General features: G+C 44.6%; 18 protein-coding genes. 1 reads left to right on the plus strand and 17 read right to left on the minus strand.

Annotated features, from left to right (window positions below; all coding sequences use genetic code 11):
* Positions 1-5: 5 nt before the first annotated feature.
* The 17 genes from scpB to A0765_RS08990 all read right to left on the minus strand — a co-directional run bounded on the left by scpB (position 6) and on the right by A0765_RS08990 (position 13,934).
* On the minus strand, positions 6-551 hold the full coding sequence (gene scpB, locus A0765_RS08915) for an SMC-Scp complex subunit ScpB (protein WP_062006154.1): 546 nt from the start codon (positions 549-551) through the stop codon (positions 6-8).
* Entirely contained in the window at positions 544-1,254 is a 711-nt protein-coding gene (locus A0765_RS08920) for a segregation/condensation protein A (protein ID WP_062006156.1), read from the minus strand. The genes scpB and A0765_RS08920 overlap by 8 nt, the downstream gene beginning before the upstream one ends.
* Before the next feature lie 2 nt (positions 1,255-1,256).
* A complete protein-coding gene (gene xerD / locus A0765_RS08925) occupies positions 1,257-1,988 on the minus strand; it encodes a site-specific tyrosine recombinase XerD (protein ID WP_062006158.1) in 732 nt (243 codons plus the stop codon).
* Complete coding sequence (gene cbpB / locus A0765_RS08930; protein ID WP_062006159.1) at positions 1,985-2,446, minus strand: cyclic-di-AMP-binding protein CbpB; 462 nt, start codon at positions 2,444-2,446, stop codon at positions 1,985-1,987. The genes xerD and cbpB overlap by 4 nt, the downstream gene beginning before the upstream one ends.
* Positions 2,443-2,964, minus strand: coding sequence for a metallophosphoesterase (locus A0765_RS08935; RefSeq protein WP_062006161.1), 522 nt, complete (start codon positions 2,962-2,964; stop codon positions 2,443-2,445). The genes cbpB and A0765_RS08935 overlap by 4 nt, the downstream gene beginning before the upstream one ends.
* Positions 2,940-3,917 (minus strand): nucleoside-triphosphate diphosphatase, encoded by a 978-nt coding sequence (locus A0765_RS08940; protein WP_062006163.1) that lies wholly within the window; start codon positions 3,915-3,917, stop codon positions 2,940-2,942. Before A0765_RS08940 ends, A0765_RS08935 begins: the two co-directional genes overlap by 25 nt.
* Complete coding sequence (gene racE, locus A0765_RS08945; RefSeq protein ID WP_062006165.1) at positions 3,914-4,708, minus strand: glutamate racemase; 795 nt, start codon at positions 4,706-4,708, stop codon at positions 3,914-3,916. Before racE ends, A0765_RS08940 begins: the two co-directional genes overlap by 4 nt.
* Positions 4,709-4,807: 99 nt before the next feature.
* A complete protein-coding gene (locus tag A0765_RS08950) occupies positions 4,808-5,056 on the minus strand; it encodes a YneF family protein (RefSeq protein WP_015605536.1) in 249 nt (82 codons plus the stop codon).
* Between the two features lie 57 nt (positions 5,057-5,113).
* On the minus strand, positions 5,114-6,364 hold the full coding sequence (locus tag A0765_RS08955; RefSeq protein WP_062006167.1) for a diaminopimelate decarboxylase: 1,251 nt from the start codon (positions 6,362-6,364) through the stop codon (positions 5,114-5,116).
* A gap of 263 nt (positions 6,365-6,627) precedes the next feature.
* Positions 6,628-6,786 carry a hypothetical protein gene (locus A0765_RS10485; RefSeq protein WP_179856160.1) on the minus strand — a complete coding sequence of 53 codons (159 nt, stop codon included), beginning with the start codon at positions 6,784-6,786 and terminating at the stop codon, positions 6,628-6,630.
* 16 nt (positions 6,787-6,802) lie between these two features.
* Positions 6,803-7,519 (minus strand): hypothetical protein, encoded by a 717-nt coding sequence (locus A0765_RS08960; protein WP_062006169.1) that lies wholly within the window; start codon positions 7,517-7,519, stop codon positions 6,803-6,805.
* Positions 7,516-10,185, minus strand: coding sequence for a valine--tRNA ligase (locus tag A0765_RS08965; RefSeq protein ID WP_062006171.1), 2,670 nt, complete (start codon positions 10,183-10,185; stop codon positions 7,516-7,518). Before A0765_RS08965 ends, A0765_RS08960 begins: the two co-directional genes overlap by 4 nt.
* Positions 10,186-10,197: 12 nt before the next feature.
* Complete coding sequence (locus A0765_RS08970; RefSeq protein ID WP_062006173.1) at positions 10,198-11,160, minus strand: hypothetical protein; 963 nt, start codon at positions 11,158-11,160, stop codon at positions 10,198-10,200.
* Positions 11,160-11,720, minus strand: coding sequence for a GNAT family N-acetyltransferase (locus A0765_RS08975; protein WP_062006175.1), 561 nt, complete (start codon positions 11,718-11,720; stop codon positions 11,160-11,162). Before A0765_RS08975 ends, A0765_RS08970 begins: the two co-directional genes overlap by 1 nt.
* Before the next feature lie 338 nt (positions 11,721-12,058).
* The gene (locus A0765_RS08980) at positions 12,059-12,313 is read right to left on the minus strand and encodes a DUF1912 family protein (protein ID WP_002899692.1); all 255 of its coding nucleotides are present in this window, start codon (positions 12,311-12,313) and stop codon (positions 12,059-12,061) included.
* A 26-nt stretch (positions 12,314-12,339) separates the two neighbouring features.
* Positions 12,340-13,701, minus strand: a complete 1,362-nt coding sequence (locus tag A0765_RS08985) for a DUF438 domain-containing protein (protein ID WP_062006177.1) — start codon at positions 13,699-13,701, stop codon at positions 12,340-12,342.
* A gap of 2 nt (positions 13,702-13,703) precedes the next feature.
* A complete protein-coding gene (locus A0765_RS08990) occupies positions 13,704-13,934 on the minus strand; it encodes a DUF1858 domain-containing protein (protein WP_062006182.1) in 231 nt (76 codons plus the stop codon).
* 292 nt (positions 13,935-14,226) lie between these two features.
* On the opposite strand from A0765_RS08990, the gene A0765_RS08995 reads away from it, so the two are divergent.
* Complete coding sequence (locus A0765_RS08995; protein ID WP_062006184.1) at positions 14,227-15,159, plus strand: nitronate monooxygenase; 933 nt, start codon at positions 14,227-14,229, stop codon at positions 15,157-15,159.
* The last annotated feature ends 40 nt before the right edge of the window (positions 15,160-15,199 follow it).

A 15,199-nucleotide genomic window follows, 5' to 3' on the forward strand; every position in this document is an offset into this window, starting at 1 on the left:
ACTTGTCACTCTCCGAAAAGCTGACTTTCCTCAGCAATGAGCTCCGCTTCGTATACAATTGGCAGCTCGTCCAAATGATTGATGCCCATATAGTCCAGAAAATAATCCGTTGTCACATAGAGATTGGGACGGCCAATGACTTCCTTCTTGCCATCTTCCCGAATCAGCTCAAAGGCTAGTAACTTCGAAATCGCCCCGCTGGAATTGACCCCACGAATATCATCAATCTCCACCCTTGTTATGGGCTGCTTGTAAGCAATGATCGATAAGGTCTCCAGTGCTGCTCGGGATAAGCTCTGGTTAATCGGTGCCCGCGAATACTCTCGTAAAATCTCAGCAAATTCAGGCTTGGTGACCAACTTATAAGTCTTTGACGTTTCCAGCAAGGTCAAGCTGGAGTCAGGATTTGCCTGATAGTTCTCCGCCAATTTTTCCAAACTCTGGATAACACCAGTCGGCGGCAAGGAAAGGATTTCTGATAGCTGATGAACTTTCAGACCGTCTTCCCCCGCCACAAAAAGCAGGGCTTCAATCTCTGCTAATTTACTCATTCTTTCTTCCTACTAAATAAATATTTCCAAAGTTTTCCTCCTGAATGACCTGCACCTCCTGCACCTTGACCAACTCCAAGGTTGCCAAAAAGAGCGTAATCACTTCATTCATGTCTTTGGTTTCTGCGAAAATATCCTGCAGGGCAAGACGTTTGTGAGCCCGACAGCGCTGGCGCACAACTTCCATCATGTCCTCAATCTTATACTCATCTCGCACAATGGTCGTATGACTCTTGGAAAACTCCTCCTGCTTCTTGGTCATCACCTTGGAAAAAGCTAAAAAGAGATCAACGGCTGTCTTGTCATGCAGGAGTTCAGCATCTTCATAGACCAGTTCCAGCTTGGGCTTGGAGTAGTAAAGAGCCCGGTCCTCATGTTGGAGGGACATTTTCTGCCCCAGCAGCTTAAACTTCCGATATTCCTCAATCTGACTCAGCAAATCCTGCTCCAGATCGTCCTCCAGATCCACCTGATCCACCACCTTGGGGAGGAGCTTACGACTCTTGATCAGCATGAGCTGACTGGCCATGACCATGTATTCCCCCGTTACTTCTAGCCGCATGGCCTGCAAGGTGGCCACATAAGCCAGATATTGCTCGATGACCTCGGTAATGGGCACATCGTAAATATCCACCTGATACTTGGATACGAGGTGGAGCAACAAGTCCAGCGGCCCCTCAAAATCTTTTAACTTGATATCCATTCTTATCTGTATTTTTCTAATGTAATGACTGTCTTCAAGCCCAGATCACGAGCAATGTCATAGATGCCGACACCCTTTTCCCGCTGGCGCAGGATAAATTGCTCCCGCAGGCTTTGAGCCGACAAGCTGGCCTGCCCCCGCTCGATCAAGAAAGCTTCTAGCTGGCGAAATCCCCATTGGCGTGAATAGGACTTGCCATTCTTTTCAAATAAATAAGTCCCTGTCAGATAATCGCCCAACTCGCTCGTCAGACTTTCAGGGATTTTAATAATCCGCTTCTGCCCAGCCTTCTCAATCCGCAAAACCTGAAAATCAAGATTGACATCTTCAACCTTGACTTGCAGAATTTCACTTGGCAAGAGCCCCATTTCCAAAATCAAGAGCGCTATCAGCCGGCCTTGTGGTACCGTAGAAGCTTCCCAAAAGGCTGACAAGTCCATCAGCTCGCTTTCCAGTTCCTTGGAAATAGCGACCTTGGGCAGAGTCAAGCGGTGAAATTCCCCAATCATCTTGTTCTCGTAAAGATAGTAAAGAAATTGATTGACCGCTGAGAGCTTCCGCTTCTGGACAGCTGCCTTGAAATCCTTGATAGAGGCTTGATAAATCCGCAAATTGGTCTCCGTCACCTTGCTATGGATTTCATTGACAAATTGCTCCAAATCGTAGGAATAGGCTAATTTTGAATTTTCAGAGATATTTTTTTGTTCTAAAAAAGGAGTGATATGTTCTTTCATTTTTTGGAAATCTCATACTGACTCGTGAAGGTATGCATCAACGAGTTAACAGCTTTTAAAATCGACTTTCTAGTAATGATGCCATAAAAATGTTGTTCTTTATCCACAACAGGTAGGAAAGACTCATCCACCAGCTTGTGCAAAACGTCCGCAATCTTGTAATCTGGCTCGACCGTCAGACCATCCTTTCGTGTCATGTGGACAATGTCCATAGACATAAACTCTTCCTCTGGCAGCTCATGCTGCATCCGATAGGCCATGATATCCGTCAGAGAAATGGTGCCAATGAACTTTTTCTCCGCAGTCACCACTGGAATGCGCGAATAGGTCATCTGGCTAAGCAAGAGAATGGCATGATCCACATTGTGCGTGTCAATCATGACCGCTAGATTCTCCCCAGGTGTCAAAAAAGTGTCTTCATGTTGCAGCAGATAATCTTCAAATTCCTTAGCAATCATCGGGCAAACTCCTTGGACAAGCTTGGATAGAGCTCATGATTTCGCGTATAGAAATCAATTTTAAAGCGGTCATCATCAATCTCTACCTTAGCGTAGAGACGCTCATTGATTGAGCCACGAGGCTGGCTAATGGAGCCTGGGTTAAGGAAGAGAGTTTTCCCTTGCATCCAAGCATCTGGAACATGTAAATGGCCATAGAGACAAATATCTGCCCCTACTTCCTGAGCCCACAGATCCAGCTTTTGGAAGCTAAAGTTGATATTGAAAAGGTGCCCGTGGGTCTGGGCAATAATGGTTCCATCCAAATCAGTCACCAGCCGCTCTGGATAGCCAGGATAAAAGTCCATATTGCCCGCCACGACATAAATCCCTTTCCAGACTTCATCCTCAAAAGGTAATTCTGAATCTCCATCATGGAAAATAGCATCGACTTTTCCTAGATAATGTTCTTTAATTTCTTCGACAATGGCACGATCCCCATGGGAATCGCTCATTACGATGATTGTTTGCTTTGCCATGCTGGAAATACCTCCATTAATTTTTGAACTGCTTGTGCACGATGAGACTGGGCATTTTTCTCTTCGATTGTCAGCTCAGCTGACGTTTTTCCTGTCTCTCCGACCAAGAACAAGGGATCATAGCCAAAGCCATTTTCACCCTTGGGTTCATGGGCAATGTAGCCTGGCCAATCCGCTTCGACCACCAGGGATTCCTTATCTGGACTTGCGACCACCAGAGTCGTGTGGAAATGAGCAGAGCGGTCTTTAATATCAAAGACCATGGCCAGTTCATGCAGGAGCTTGATATTGTTTTCGTCATCTGTCGCACCAACACCAGCAAAGCGAGCGGACCAGACGCCTGGTAGACCACCCAAGATATCCACTTGCAGGCCGGAATCATCTGCCAACACCATTTTGCCAGTCAACTGGCTAATCGTTTCAGCCTTGAGGCGGGCATTTTCTTCGAAGGTCATGCCTGTTTCAGCCACTTCTGGCAAATCAGGATAGTCATTCAGGTTTTCCACCTCGTAGCCCAACTTTCCGAAAAGCTTACGAAACTCTGCTGTCTTGCCCTCGTTTCGAGTCGCAATCAAGAGGGTGTCCTTGACATCTTTTGCTCCTAGAAATGCTTGTAAATCCACACCCGTTTGGGGCAGATGGACATAGAGCAATTTGCCCCCTTCAACCAAGAGAAGGGCTCCCTGTCGCTGTAACAATTCCAACTTTCGATCCGTTTCTTGGTTTAAAATATCCAGCAAGAAGGTCAAAAAGCGAAAGGCTGAGCCATAGCGAATGACCGTGATATTTAAGGGCAGGCCTAGCTCTTCTTCTGCCAAAACACTCTCTAAGCGGTCTAAAATCTCAGAAGCTTCAGCTGGCACTCGCTCAAATTCACTATAAGAGGCACTTTGCCCCCACTCAGCTACATACCAGTCAGAGGCATCTTTGTATTCATAAATGTTCTTTGTCATAAGGTCACATGCTCCACATTGACTTTCAGATTCAGCCAGTTTTCAGCGATTTCCGCAAATCTCTTAGCATTGGCTGTAGTATAAAAACGATGGTTCAGTTCGTGCTTGTCGCGGCTACGATTGATTTCGAAATAATTGAGCAGGACAGAAATATCCCGTACACACTCGGCCCCGCTGTCAATCAACTTGACGCTCGGCCCCATCATATTTTGAATAATCGGCCGGAGCAAAGGATAGTGGGTACAGCCCAAAACAAGCGTATCCACCCTGCCCGCTAGAGGATGGAGAGTCTCATAGACCACCTTTTTAGTCAAGCTGGACTGGAGCTCATTTGACTCTACCAGCGGGACAAACTTAGGACAAGCCAAGCTCTGCACCTCCATCTCGGGAGATAGAGCCTCAATCTTTTTTCGGTAAATGTCGGACTGAACCGTCATAGGAGTCCCGATGACGCCAATCTTGCCACCAGTTGTAGACTTGATGGCAGCACTAGCTCCGGGCAAAATCACACCGAGGACCGGAATGTCCAACTTAGCCTTGACCTCCTCCCAGACAACAGCTGTGGCAGTATTGCAGGCAATGACAATCATCTTGACATCCTTGGTCAAGAGAAAATTGACCAACTGCCAAGTATAGTCCCGAATCTGCTCCGCCGGCCTAGGACCATATGGAGCCCGAGCCGAATCACCTATATAAACCACTTCCTCGTGGGGGAGTTGCCGCATCAATTCACGGACAACAGTCAGACCGCCCACCCCTGAGTCTAAAAATCCAATCGGTCGGTTATCCATACAGTCTTCTTTCTAAAACAAGGGATTGGAAGCCTAGCCCAAATCCCCATTTTTTATATAGAAATCTCCGTCTACCACCAAAGGGCGGCTGAGAGAAGCTTATTTTTTGTTTTTATTTTTAGCAACTGCCGCTTTTTGTTGGTTGATGATTTGACGGTAAACTTGTTGAACACGTGCTTCACTTGGTTTTTGACCATTGGCACTGAGCAACATCCGCACTGCTTCTACATTGAGACGTGGATTTTCCGCAAATTCCTTTTCGACCTGACGGCGAAGCAAGTACATACCAAGCAAAATCCCACCAAAGAAAGCCAGCATAATCAATAAAATTGCTAACAATGTATTCATAATAATCCGAACTCCTGTTTCATTTTTTACATTACTCTTAATTATACCAAATTATCTCTATTTTTCAAAATCAAAGCCATAGAGAGTCGCGAAATAATCTTCTGGGGTTTCTGCCCGACGAATCATACGAGCCTGGCCATTTTCCTCTAGGAGAACCTCGCTAGAGCGCAACTTGGCATTGTATTGATAGCCCATGGAGAAGCCGTGGGCACCAGTGTCATGAATGACTAGCGTATCGCCAATCTGACTGACAGGCAGCTCCCGCTGGATGGCAAATTTATCGTTGTTTTCACAGAGGCTGCCGACTACATCGACAATCTCCGTAGGCCCTTCTGGACGATCCATATTGGTAATATGGTGATAAGCTCCATACATAGCAGGACGCAGGAGATTAACCGCAGAAGCATCCACTCCTAGATAGGTTCGATATGTCTGCTTTTTGTGAGTCACCTTGGTCACCAAAAGACCGAAAGGAGCTAGCATAAAACGACCTAGCTCTGTGAAAATCTTGACTTGCCCCAGACCAGCTGGTGTCAGGATGTCTTCATAGGCCTGACGAACTCCTTGACCGATGACCGCAATATCATTTTCCTCGCCATCAGGCTGATAGTTAACCCCAACACCGCCAGACAGATTGATAAAGTCTAGCTCGACTCTTGTCTCAGCCACGACTTCTACAGCCAACTCAAACAGCTGTCGAGCCAGTGCTGGATAGTAGTCATTACTAACCGTATTGGAGGCCAAGAGGGCATGAATACCAAATTTTTCCGCGCCCAGCTCCTTGAGTTCTTTGAAAGCCTGGATCAGCTGCGCCTTGGTCATACCAAACTTGGCTTCCTCTGGATGATCCATGATGCTGGTGCCCAGCTCAAAGACACCGCCGGGATTGTAGCGACAGGAAATCACCTTGGGAATCCCAGCCACTTCCTTCAAGAAAGCCACGTCTTCATAGGCATCTAGATTGATGGTCGCTCCCAGCTCCTGAGCAAGACGAAATTCCTCAGCTGGCGTATTATTGGACGAAAACATGATCTCGTCTCCAGCAAAGCCCAGCTTTTGGCTCATGAGCAGCTCCACATAGCTAGCACAGTCCACCCCGCAGCCTTCTTCCTTGAGTATTTTTAAAATAGCAGGATTCGGTGTCGCCTTGACAGCAAAATATTCTTTAAAGCCTGGATTCCAAGAAAAGGCCTCATGCAGGGCACGCGCTCTCGCTCGAATCCCCTTCTCATCATACAGATGAAAAGGCGTTGGAAACTGCGCTGTCAGCTCCGCCAAGCGCTCACGACTGATAAATGGAGTTTTCATACACGCTCCTACTTTCTCTTTTACTGACAATATTATAACACAAGTGTGGGGTTGGGAGGAGAAAAAATCGGCTCCAGAATTTCTATAATGGTTTTATCCATCGCAGAAACCCTAGAGCCTTTAACTCATAAAATCAACAAGGATTTATATTGAGCAAATTTAGAAACTACGATATCAGATTCATTTATATACGTACTATGAACTCGTTGGTCTGTTCAAATCCCAACTCATCCATTATTTTACTAATAATTTCACAAACTTTATCATTCCCCCAACTTCTCCATCTCTTCAATCCGTTCCTTAGTCACATTAAACTTGGCTTGGTAGTCGGCTTGTTTGTCGCGTTCTTTTGGGACGACTTCTGGTTTGGCGTTTTGAACGAAGCGTTCATATTCTACTGAGTTCTTTTCCGAACACGCCACGAACTCTATTCAGGTTTTAGAGTATTTTGAAATTATGAAGCATATCTATAATACTGGAAATTCCACTTACAATCCCAATATAATTAGATAATGTATTAACAACAGTCTGTTTAGTCCCTTCTGATGCTCTATTCTGAAGTAATTGAGAAACAAACTGCCTTACTAAATGACTATCTTGGTTATTTAAGCTTTCCGAAGCAAGTAATTTTTCTAAACTATCAACAACTTCATTTTTAGTTACAGTATTTATTTGAATACCTGAACCACTATTAACAAATTTATCTCCAGCAACTTTATCACCTTGAACTTGGTCTCCTGCCTTTGCAACCAGTTCGATTATAAATCGCAATTCTCTCCTATAACGCGTGTGCCTTTTCCCAGATGAAAATATTTTGGGGACTACCTTATCAAAACTTTTTACATCTCTAACAACTCTTCCATCTGGCAATTCGGCTCCAATTGGTAGTAGCTTTCTTAAAGCTCTATTTTTATTATCTTGCCACTTCCAATAATCAACCCCATAATAAAAGTAATTTCTAACTCTGTCTTCCCTTTCCTTGATTTTTCGGAATAATTTTTTTTCAGAATACGATTTTCTTTCGTCAATCAAAGAAAAAAATTTTAATATAATTTTTTCTATAAAATAAAGAATCAGTCCGATTATAAAAATTACTATTACAAAAAAGATAATCAATTTTATCCAGTTATTTTCAATCCAATTTAATAAATTCAAGATATATAACTCCTTTTATTCACCAACTTCTTCATCTCATCAATACGTGCGACAGTCGCGTCGTATTTGGCTTGGTAGTCGGCTTGTTTGTCACGTTCTTTTTGGACGACTTCTGGTTTGGCGTTGGCTACGAAACGTTCGTTAGAGAGCTTCTTACCGACCATATCCAGTTCTTTTTGCCATTTAGCCAGTTCCTTGTCGAGACGAGCCAGTTCTTCTTCGACATTGAGGAGGTCTGCGAGGGGCAAGTAGATTTCTGCTCCAGTGATGACGCTTGACATTGCGAGTTCAGGTGCAGGGATGGTAGATGCGATTTCCAAGTGTTCTGGATTTGTGAAGCGTTTGATGTAGTTGACATTGCTGTTAAAGAAGGCTTCCAAGTCGCTGTCGCTTGTCTTAACAAGGATGGTGATAGGCTTGCTTGGTGCTACGTTTACTTCCGCACGCGCATTACGTACAGTACGGATCAAGTCTTTGAGGCTTTCTACACCAGTGTGAGCAGCAAGGTCTTCAAAGGCTGGGTTAACAGTTGGGTATTCTGCTGTAACGATAGAGCCTTCTGAGATTTGTCCAAAGATTTCCTCTGTCACGAATGGCATGATTGGGTGGAGGAGACGAAGGATCTTGTCCAAAGTGTAAAGGAGAACAGAACGTGTGATGACTTTCTCTTCTTCGTTATCGCTATAAAGGACTTCCTTGGTCAACTCAACGTACCAGTCCGCAAACTCATCCCAGATGAAGTTGTAGAGGATATGCCCAGCGACACCAAACTCAAACTTATCAAAGTTTTCAGTAACTTTTCCGATCGTTTCATTGAGGTTGTGGAGAATCCAGCGGTCCGTGACATTGCCAGCTTCCTTGTTGACAACTTTTTCGACATTAGCAGTTGCTTGCTCAAGGGTTAAGCCTTCATTGTTCATGAGGATGTAGCGAGAGATGTTCCAGATCTTATTAATGAAGTTCCATGAAGCATCCATTTTTTCGTAAGAGAAGCGCACGTCTTGCCCTGGTGCAGAACCGTTCGAAAGGAACCAACGAAGGGCATCGGCACCGTATTTCTCGATGACATCCATTGGGTCAATCCCGTTTCCGAGAGATTTAGACATCTTGCGCCCTTGCTCGTCACGAATGAGACCGTGGATAAGGACATTTTGGAATGGTTGACGGCCAGTGAATTCCAGAGATTGGAAGATCATACGAGACACCCAGAAGAAGATGATGTCGTAACCTGTTACCAAGGTTGAAGTTGGGAAGTAACGTTTGAAGTCTTCTGAGTCGACATCAGGCCAGCCCATGGTTGAGAATGGCCAAAGGGCCGAACTGAACCACGTATCCAAGACGTCTTCGTCCTGAGTCCATCCGTCACCTTCTGGTGCTTCCTCACCGACGTACATTTCACCCTCGGCATTGTACCAAGCAGGGATTTGGTGACCCCACCAGAGCTGGCGAGAGATTACCCAGTCGTGGACATTTTCCATCCATTGGAGGAAGGTATCGTTGAAACGAGGTGGGTAAAATTCAACCTTGTCCTCTGTGTCTTGGTTGGCAATGGCATTTTTCGCCAATTGGTCCATCTTGACGAACCATTGAGTCGACAAGCGTGGCTCCACCACGACACCTGTACGCTCTGAGTGACCAACACTGTGGATTCGTTTTTCGATTTTAACGAGGGCACCGATTTCTTCCAATTTGGCAACGACTGCCTTACGAGCTTCAAAGCGGTCCATGCCTGCAAATTCAAAGGCCAAGTCATTCATGGTTCCATCGTCGTTCATAACATTGACTTGTGGCAAGTTGTGACGTTGACCAACCAAGAAGTCGTTTGGATCGTGGGCAGGTGTGATTTTCACGACACCAGTACCAAACTCAGGATCGGCATGTTCGTCGGCAACGATTGGGATCAGTTTGTTAGCGATTGGAAGGATGACATGTTTGCCAATCAAGTCCTTGTAGCGTGGGTCTTCTGGATTGACCGCAACGGCTACGTCCCCAAACATCGTCTCAGGACGAGTTGTCGCAACTTCAAGGGCGCGCGAGCCGTCTTCTAGCATGTAGTTCATGTGGTAGAAGGCACCTTCCACGTCCTTGTGGATAACCTCGATATCAGAAAGGGCTGTGCGAGCTGCTGGGTCCCAGTTGATGATAAACTCACCACGGTAGATCCAGCCTTTCTTGTAAAGATCCACAAAGACCTTACGAACGGCTTTTGACAAACCTTCGTCGAGGGTGAAACGCTCGCGAGAGTAGTCTACAGAGAGTCCCATCTTGCCCCATTGTTCCTTGATAGTAGTGGCATATTCGTCTTTCCATTCCCAGACTTTCTCGAGGAATTTTTCACGACCAAGGTCATAGCGGGAAATGCCTTCACCACGCAAACGCTCCTCAACCTTAGCCTGAGTGGCAATCCCCGCGTGGTCCATACCTGGAAGCCAAAGCGTGTCAAAACCCTGCATGCGTTTTTGACGGATGATGATATCTTGAAGGGTTGTATCCCAAGCGTGACCCAGGTGAAGTTTCCCAGTTACGTTTGGTGGTGGAATCACGATTGAATAAGGCTTAGCCTTTTGATCGCCTGAAGGCTTGAAAACATCTTCGTCAAGCCATTTTTGATAACGACCAGCCTCAACCTCGGCTGGATTGTATTTAGGTGAAAGTTCTTTAGACATGTGTATTCTCCTTTAATTACTTTTATTGATAATTTTAACCAAACCAATTTTTGAAAGTTCAATATAAATCTCTTCAATTTCAGCAAATGCTGCAAGTGGTGACATAGTATAATTTCCAGGATTATATTTGAGATCGTACTTGCTTATCTTTGAAATATAATACCTAGAGTGTTTCAATTTTAATGCTTCCAACTTTGATTTAATATCTACTAATGTATTATGGTTTAACTTTAAAAACAACTTATTATAATTACCATAGAGCTCTGTGAGAGCATTAAAGTATTCTTTCACTAGAGCTATAGCATCAATCTTAGATGTTTCTTGGTTTAGTTTTATCAACTCCACTTTCAATTTTTTCCATTTAAAGTTGGAATTTAAAAGATAATCTAAATCAATATAGAAATCGATTATAACAGTTTCATCATCTGGGCTAATAGCTTTTACTTCATTTATTGGTAAGTCAATATGTTGTGAATAATTCCTCAAAGAATGGCAAAATCGATAAGCAAAATTGGTATCATACTGATAGCTTGCAAAACCATGTATACAATCAAACTCCTCACTATCCTTGGAATATTTTTGTTTAATTTGGTTTTCGTTAAAATCGACAAACAATTTTCCACTGGATAATAAATGAATCATGAAACGATTCACGTCTGCCTCTTCAATTTCTAATTCCTTTGACTCAAGTTTATTCTTAATACTTAAAAAATCCGAGACATCTGAAATAAACAATTCGAACATATTCTTGATTTTTTGAAAATCCTTTTGAATCTCAAAAATTTGGTTCGAGACTGACATTATTTCCTTGGTTGGTTCAATATCAGAGATGACAATACGTTTTTCATTGTTGTTAATTTCTAAATAAGCTAATCGCTCGATAATATCACTATCATTTAATTCAGAGTATTGCTCATCAATTTGACGTAACTGCTCCTCTGATAATGAGATTAATTGTTTGTCTTCTTCAGACATCAAATTACCTCCCACTCACTCCTCAGCAAGCCATATATCAAACTGTCACAGCGATTGCCTTGGGCATCTTTGCGGTCTCGAATGCGAGCTTCGAGGGTAAAGCCTAATTTTTCCGCTACTCGTTGACTTTGGACATTGTAGCCAAAGCAGGTCAGCTCAATTTTGTGAAGACCCAGTTCTCTAAAAGCCAGATCAATCAAAGCACGCGCTGCTTCTGGGACATAGCCTCGTCCCCAATAGTCTGGGTGCAAGGTATAGCCAATCTCCAGCACATCATCTTCATGGCGATGGTTGAAATCAACAGAACCAATGACTGTGTCGGTCCCTTTGACAACAATTCCATAGCCCGCTGGAAGATTTTCCTTTTGATTGCGCTCAGGAAGGATATGCTCCAGATAATAAATCTCATCTTCCAAGGTCTTGACGGGTTGAAATGCTGCTGGGTAGGCGACCTCCGGCAAACTAGCGTAAGCATGGATATCCTCAGCATCAGCTACGGTACGGACTCGTAACACTAGCCGTTCTGTTTCTAATCGTTCTGGTAACTCAGCTCTTGTCATCCTTCTCCCTCACTTTCTACAAAAAATCGCCCCTGCCATAAATATGACAGGGACGAATGTGTTATCCGCGGTACCACCCAATTTCGGGCCAGGCCCGCAACTTTTCTCTTCTTCTTTCTCTTTTATGACGTCGTTAGCTCGCTTTGGCATAAGCTAGTATAGCCTGCAACTCCTTGCCTAGTCCTAAAAGGAAACAAAAAGACACTTTTATTTCATTTTCATCTCATCAGCAACCAGCTTTGACACATTTGTGGACTTCTCAGTATCGCCACTTTCTGTAAAATGCTTGACTCAAAACACCTCTGATGAACTTATTCTATCACCTTTCCAGTGAAAAATCAATAATTTCTCTCACCCAAAAGTCCGTCTGGCAGGTCGTGGAAGCCTTTGCCCGCCTGATAGTTGGCGAATTTCCCCAAAAGGAACTGGTAGGCATCTAGACGACTTTCATAGCGAATGGCCGCTTCCTTAGCTCGCTCGTCCTGGTCCGCCTCGTAGACCGCCTGACTCTCCTTGAGGGCCATCTCGTTAATCATGACCTGGGTCTTGACCCAAGCTTCAAACTCCTGTAAAAATTCCTGTTCGTAACTCATTTTTCTCACTTTCTAACTACAAATACCTAGTCCAAATCTCGGTAAAAATCACTGTCAATGTCACGAAAGGGCTGAATGTCCTGCACATACTCCAGTACCCCCTGAAATTCACCAGCCTCATCCCGCACCGCCGCATAGGTCACATGGACGAACTTGCCCCGTGATTCCGACTTGAACCACATCTCAAACTTGTCCCGCTCTCCTTCACGCAGAGCCTTGAAAATCCGCCGCACCTTGTCCAAAAACTTGGGCGGGTGGCAGAGTTCGACATTGCGCCCTATCTGGGACGGCGTTCGCTTGAAAATCATCTCGTCCGCCGGCACACTGTCATTATAATACTGGAAAATATCGTCCTTATTGACAAAGGTAATCTCCATGGGCAGATGGTCCAAAATCAGATTGGCCTCCGCCACCGACAGATAGCCCTGACCAAAAGGCTGCTGGGACTCCCGATTAAAGGCTTGCTCTTTCTTTTCCTTAGGCTTAAAGGAAATGGTGACCTGACCATCCGGCATGTCAATGATCTGCTCAAATCTGCCATCACTAGTCTGTTCTCTACTGGCTGGCGCTTCGCTTCCTTCATCAGCAGCATCCCTAGCTTCCTCCTCCGAGAATGAGTGCCGAGCAGGAATCCATTTCTCCGTTGGCTTGATGATGGCATAGCCATAAGCATCGCTCTCCTCAGCAATCTTGAGCCAGTCGTCCTGAGTAAAGGACTCGAGGAGTATCATGAGAAGGATAGACTCTTCCTTGAAAATCATAGCTTCAAACTCAGCAGCAAAAGTCTCAAACTTGTCCTTAACTTCTTCAATCGAAGTATCAGGCAACTGCTCTGCAGCAATCTTAGCCTCTTGGAAAAGGTCTCGAATCTGGTCATCTACCCCCCACATGACCTTGGGCGGCGAATCATGGCCGTAGCTCTCCATGATGGGAAACATGAGCTCTTCCTTACGCTGATAGTGGATATCAAACTGCCCCACCAAACCCAGCTGGCGCTGGAGTCCCTTGCGGATTTCTAGAAGAAGCTCCTCATCTTCTGTGCTTTCATAGGTGGATAGGAGCCTGCGAACCCGCATAAGGGCTGCCCGCAACGCTAGATTTTCCTGCTTAAAGACTTGAACCGGATGGCCTGGATGGTCGGTATCAGCCACCTCCACATCCTGAATGGCACCTTTAAAGAGATTAGCATGGACGTTACAGAGGGACATGACATCTTCGAAGGTCACTCCCGTATCCGAGTTCATCAGCTCATGCTCCATCAGGCTGATTTCGATAGCAGACACACCAGCAAAATGCTCATTGAAAAGCTCCTGAACAGATTCTGCTGAAGCTCCGTTATGTAGGTCCAGCAAGATAGACTTGAGGACTTCAATGCGTTCCGTAGCCATTTCTAAATCCCCACCACTTCATAGCCATTTAATTCAAGTGTTTGCTTGATTTTATTCAGGTCAATTCCATTCATGGCAGCTCCTTTTTTGATCGAAACCACGCGTCCGACTGTATTGCGCATGACAGGATTGGACAGAGGCTTAAAGCCTAACTCTACAAGAACATCCAAGACCTCAGGCTGCTTCTCAATCACTTCCGCCACTGGAATAGACAAATCAATCACATTATCCATATGCCCTACCTCCGTGTGTTTTTTATTATTATATCACAAAAGATGCGTCCAATAAAAATCCTTTCCACGCTTGCTCAAATTCGATCTTAGAGAATATAACAAATTCTAATAGGCTATAAGTTATTTTTATAAGGACACTGATAAATTTAGTTTCACAAGGAAAAGCCAGTCCTATCAAGAATTTCTGAGATTTTTTTCACAAACTTCTTTCTTTTGCCAAATCACAGCTTCATTGAAAACGCTTTATTATAGTGATATAATGATTTTAAATACAGAATAAAGGAGATGCCCTATGTCTATTACAAAATTGTTGAACATTAAGTACCCTATTTTTCAAGGAGCGATGGCTCAGATTTCCCACTACCAACTGGCGGCGGCCGTTTCAGAAGCTGGCGGACTGGGAATCATTGCTTCAGGAGGAATGACGGGTGAGCAGTTGCGCGAAGAAATCCGTGAACTCCGTAAATTGACTGACAAGCCATTTGCCATCAATGTCATGCTCATGATGAAAAATATCAAGGAGATTGTTACGGTCATCATTGAGGAAAAAGTTCCTGTCGTAACGACTGGGGCTGGTACACCAAAATTCATCATGCCTTATCTAAAAGAGGCAGGTATCAAGGTTATCCCTGTTATCGCCAGTGTCAAACACGCGCAAAAAATGCAAGAGCTCGGAGTTGATGCCGTGATTGCTGAAGGTTCTGAAGCTGGTGGCCATATCGGTGAAACCAATACTATGGCTCTCATTCCTCAGATTGTTGACTCAGTTGATATTCCAGTCATCGCTGCAGGTGGGGTTGCGGATGGTCGTGGTCTCGCTGCTGCCTTTGTCCTCGGCGCGCAAGGGGTTCAAATGGGAACGATCTTCCTAGCTTCTGAAGAATGCCCAATTGCCGCAGCTTACAAGGATGCCGTTGTCGCAGCCAATGACACTGCTACTGCCGTTACTGGTCGTATTGCTGGTGCGCCGGTTCGTTGTATCCGCAATGAAATGACTGACCACTATATCGAACTAGAAAACAAAGGCACCAATCGTGACGAACTCGAAGAAATCACCATTGGTTCTCTTTCTAAAGCTGTTTACGAAGGAGATACCGTGCATGGCTCTATGATGAGTGGCCAAATCGCAGGCTTAGTCAAGGAAATTCGTCCATGTAAAGAAATCCTCGACACAATCGTTGCCGATGCCCAAAAGGTTCTCCAAAACACTGAAATCAAGCTATAATCCTCTAACTCAAAAGAGAGTGGGACAGAAATCGGTAATT

The sequence above is a fragment of the Streptococcus cristatus genome, from assembly GCF_001588905.1.
GTDB lineage: Bacteria > Bacillota > Bacilli > Lactobacillales > Streptococcaceae > Streptococcus > Streptococcus cristatus_N.

Coding starts and splice junctions, on each gene's coding strand:
- xerD (WP_062006158.1), bottom strand. CDS start 1,988: ATGAAAGAACATATCACTCCTTTTTTAGAACAAAAAAATATCTCTGAA.
- A0765_RS08965 (WP_062006171.1), bottom strand. CDS start 10,185: ATGTCTAAAGAACTTTCACCTAAATACAATCCAGCCGAGGTTGAGGCT.
- A0765_RS08970 (WP_062006173.1), bottom strand. CDS start 11,160: ATGTCTGAAGAAGACAAACAATTAATCTCATTATCAGAGGAGCAGTTA.
- racE (WP_062006165.1), bottom strand. CDS start 4,708: ATGGATAACCGACCGATTGGATTTTTAGACTCAGGGGTGGGCGGTCTG.
- cbpB (WP_062006159.1), bottom strand. CDS start 2,446: ATGATTGCTAAGGAATTTGAAGATTATCTGCTGCAACATGAAGACACT.
- A0765_RS08975 (WP_062006175.1), bottom strand. CDS start 11,720: ATGACAAGAGCTGAGTTACCAGAACGATTAGAAACAGAACGGCTAGTG.
- scpB (WP_062006154.1), bottom strand. CDS start 551: ATGAGTAAATTAGCAGAGATTGAAGCCCTGCTTTTTGTGGCGGGGGAA.
- A0765_RS08995 (WP_062006184.1), top strand. CDS start 14,227: ATGTCTATTACAAAATTGTTGAACATTAAGTACCCTATTTTTCAAGGA.
- A0765_RS08980 (WP_002899692.1), bottom strand. CDS start 12,313: ATGAGTTACGAACAGGAATTTTTACAGGAGTTTGAAGCTTGGGTCAAG.
- A0765_RS08940 (WP_062006163.1), bottom strand. CDS start 3,917: ATGACAAAGAACATTTATGAATACAAAGATGCCTCTGACTGGTATGTA.
- A0765_RS08990 (WP_062006182.1), bottom strand. CDS start 13,934: ATGGATAATGTGATTGATTTGTCTATTCCAGTGGCGGAAGTGATTGAG.
- A0765_RS08955 (WP_062006167.1), bottom strand. CDS start 6,364: ATGAAAACTCCATTTATCAGTCGTGAGCGCTTGGCGGAGCTGACAGCG.
- A0765_RS08950 (WP_015605536.1), bottom strand. CDS start 5,056: ATGAATACATTGTTAGCAATTTTATTGATTATGCTGGCTTTCTTTGGT.
- A0765_RS08935 (WP_062006161.1), bottom strand. CDS start 2,964: ATGGCAAAGCAAACAATCATCGTAATGAGCGATTCCCATGGGGATCGT.
- A0765_RS08920 (WP_062006156.1), bottom strand. CDS start 1,254: ATGGATATCAAGTTAAAAGATTTTGAGGGGCCGCTGGACTTGTTGCTC.
- A0765_RS08985 (WP_062006177.1), bottom strand. CDS start 13,701: ATGGCTACGGAACGCATTGAAGTCCTCAAGTCTATCTTGCTGGACCTA.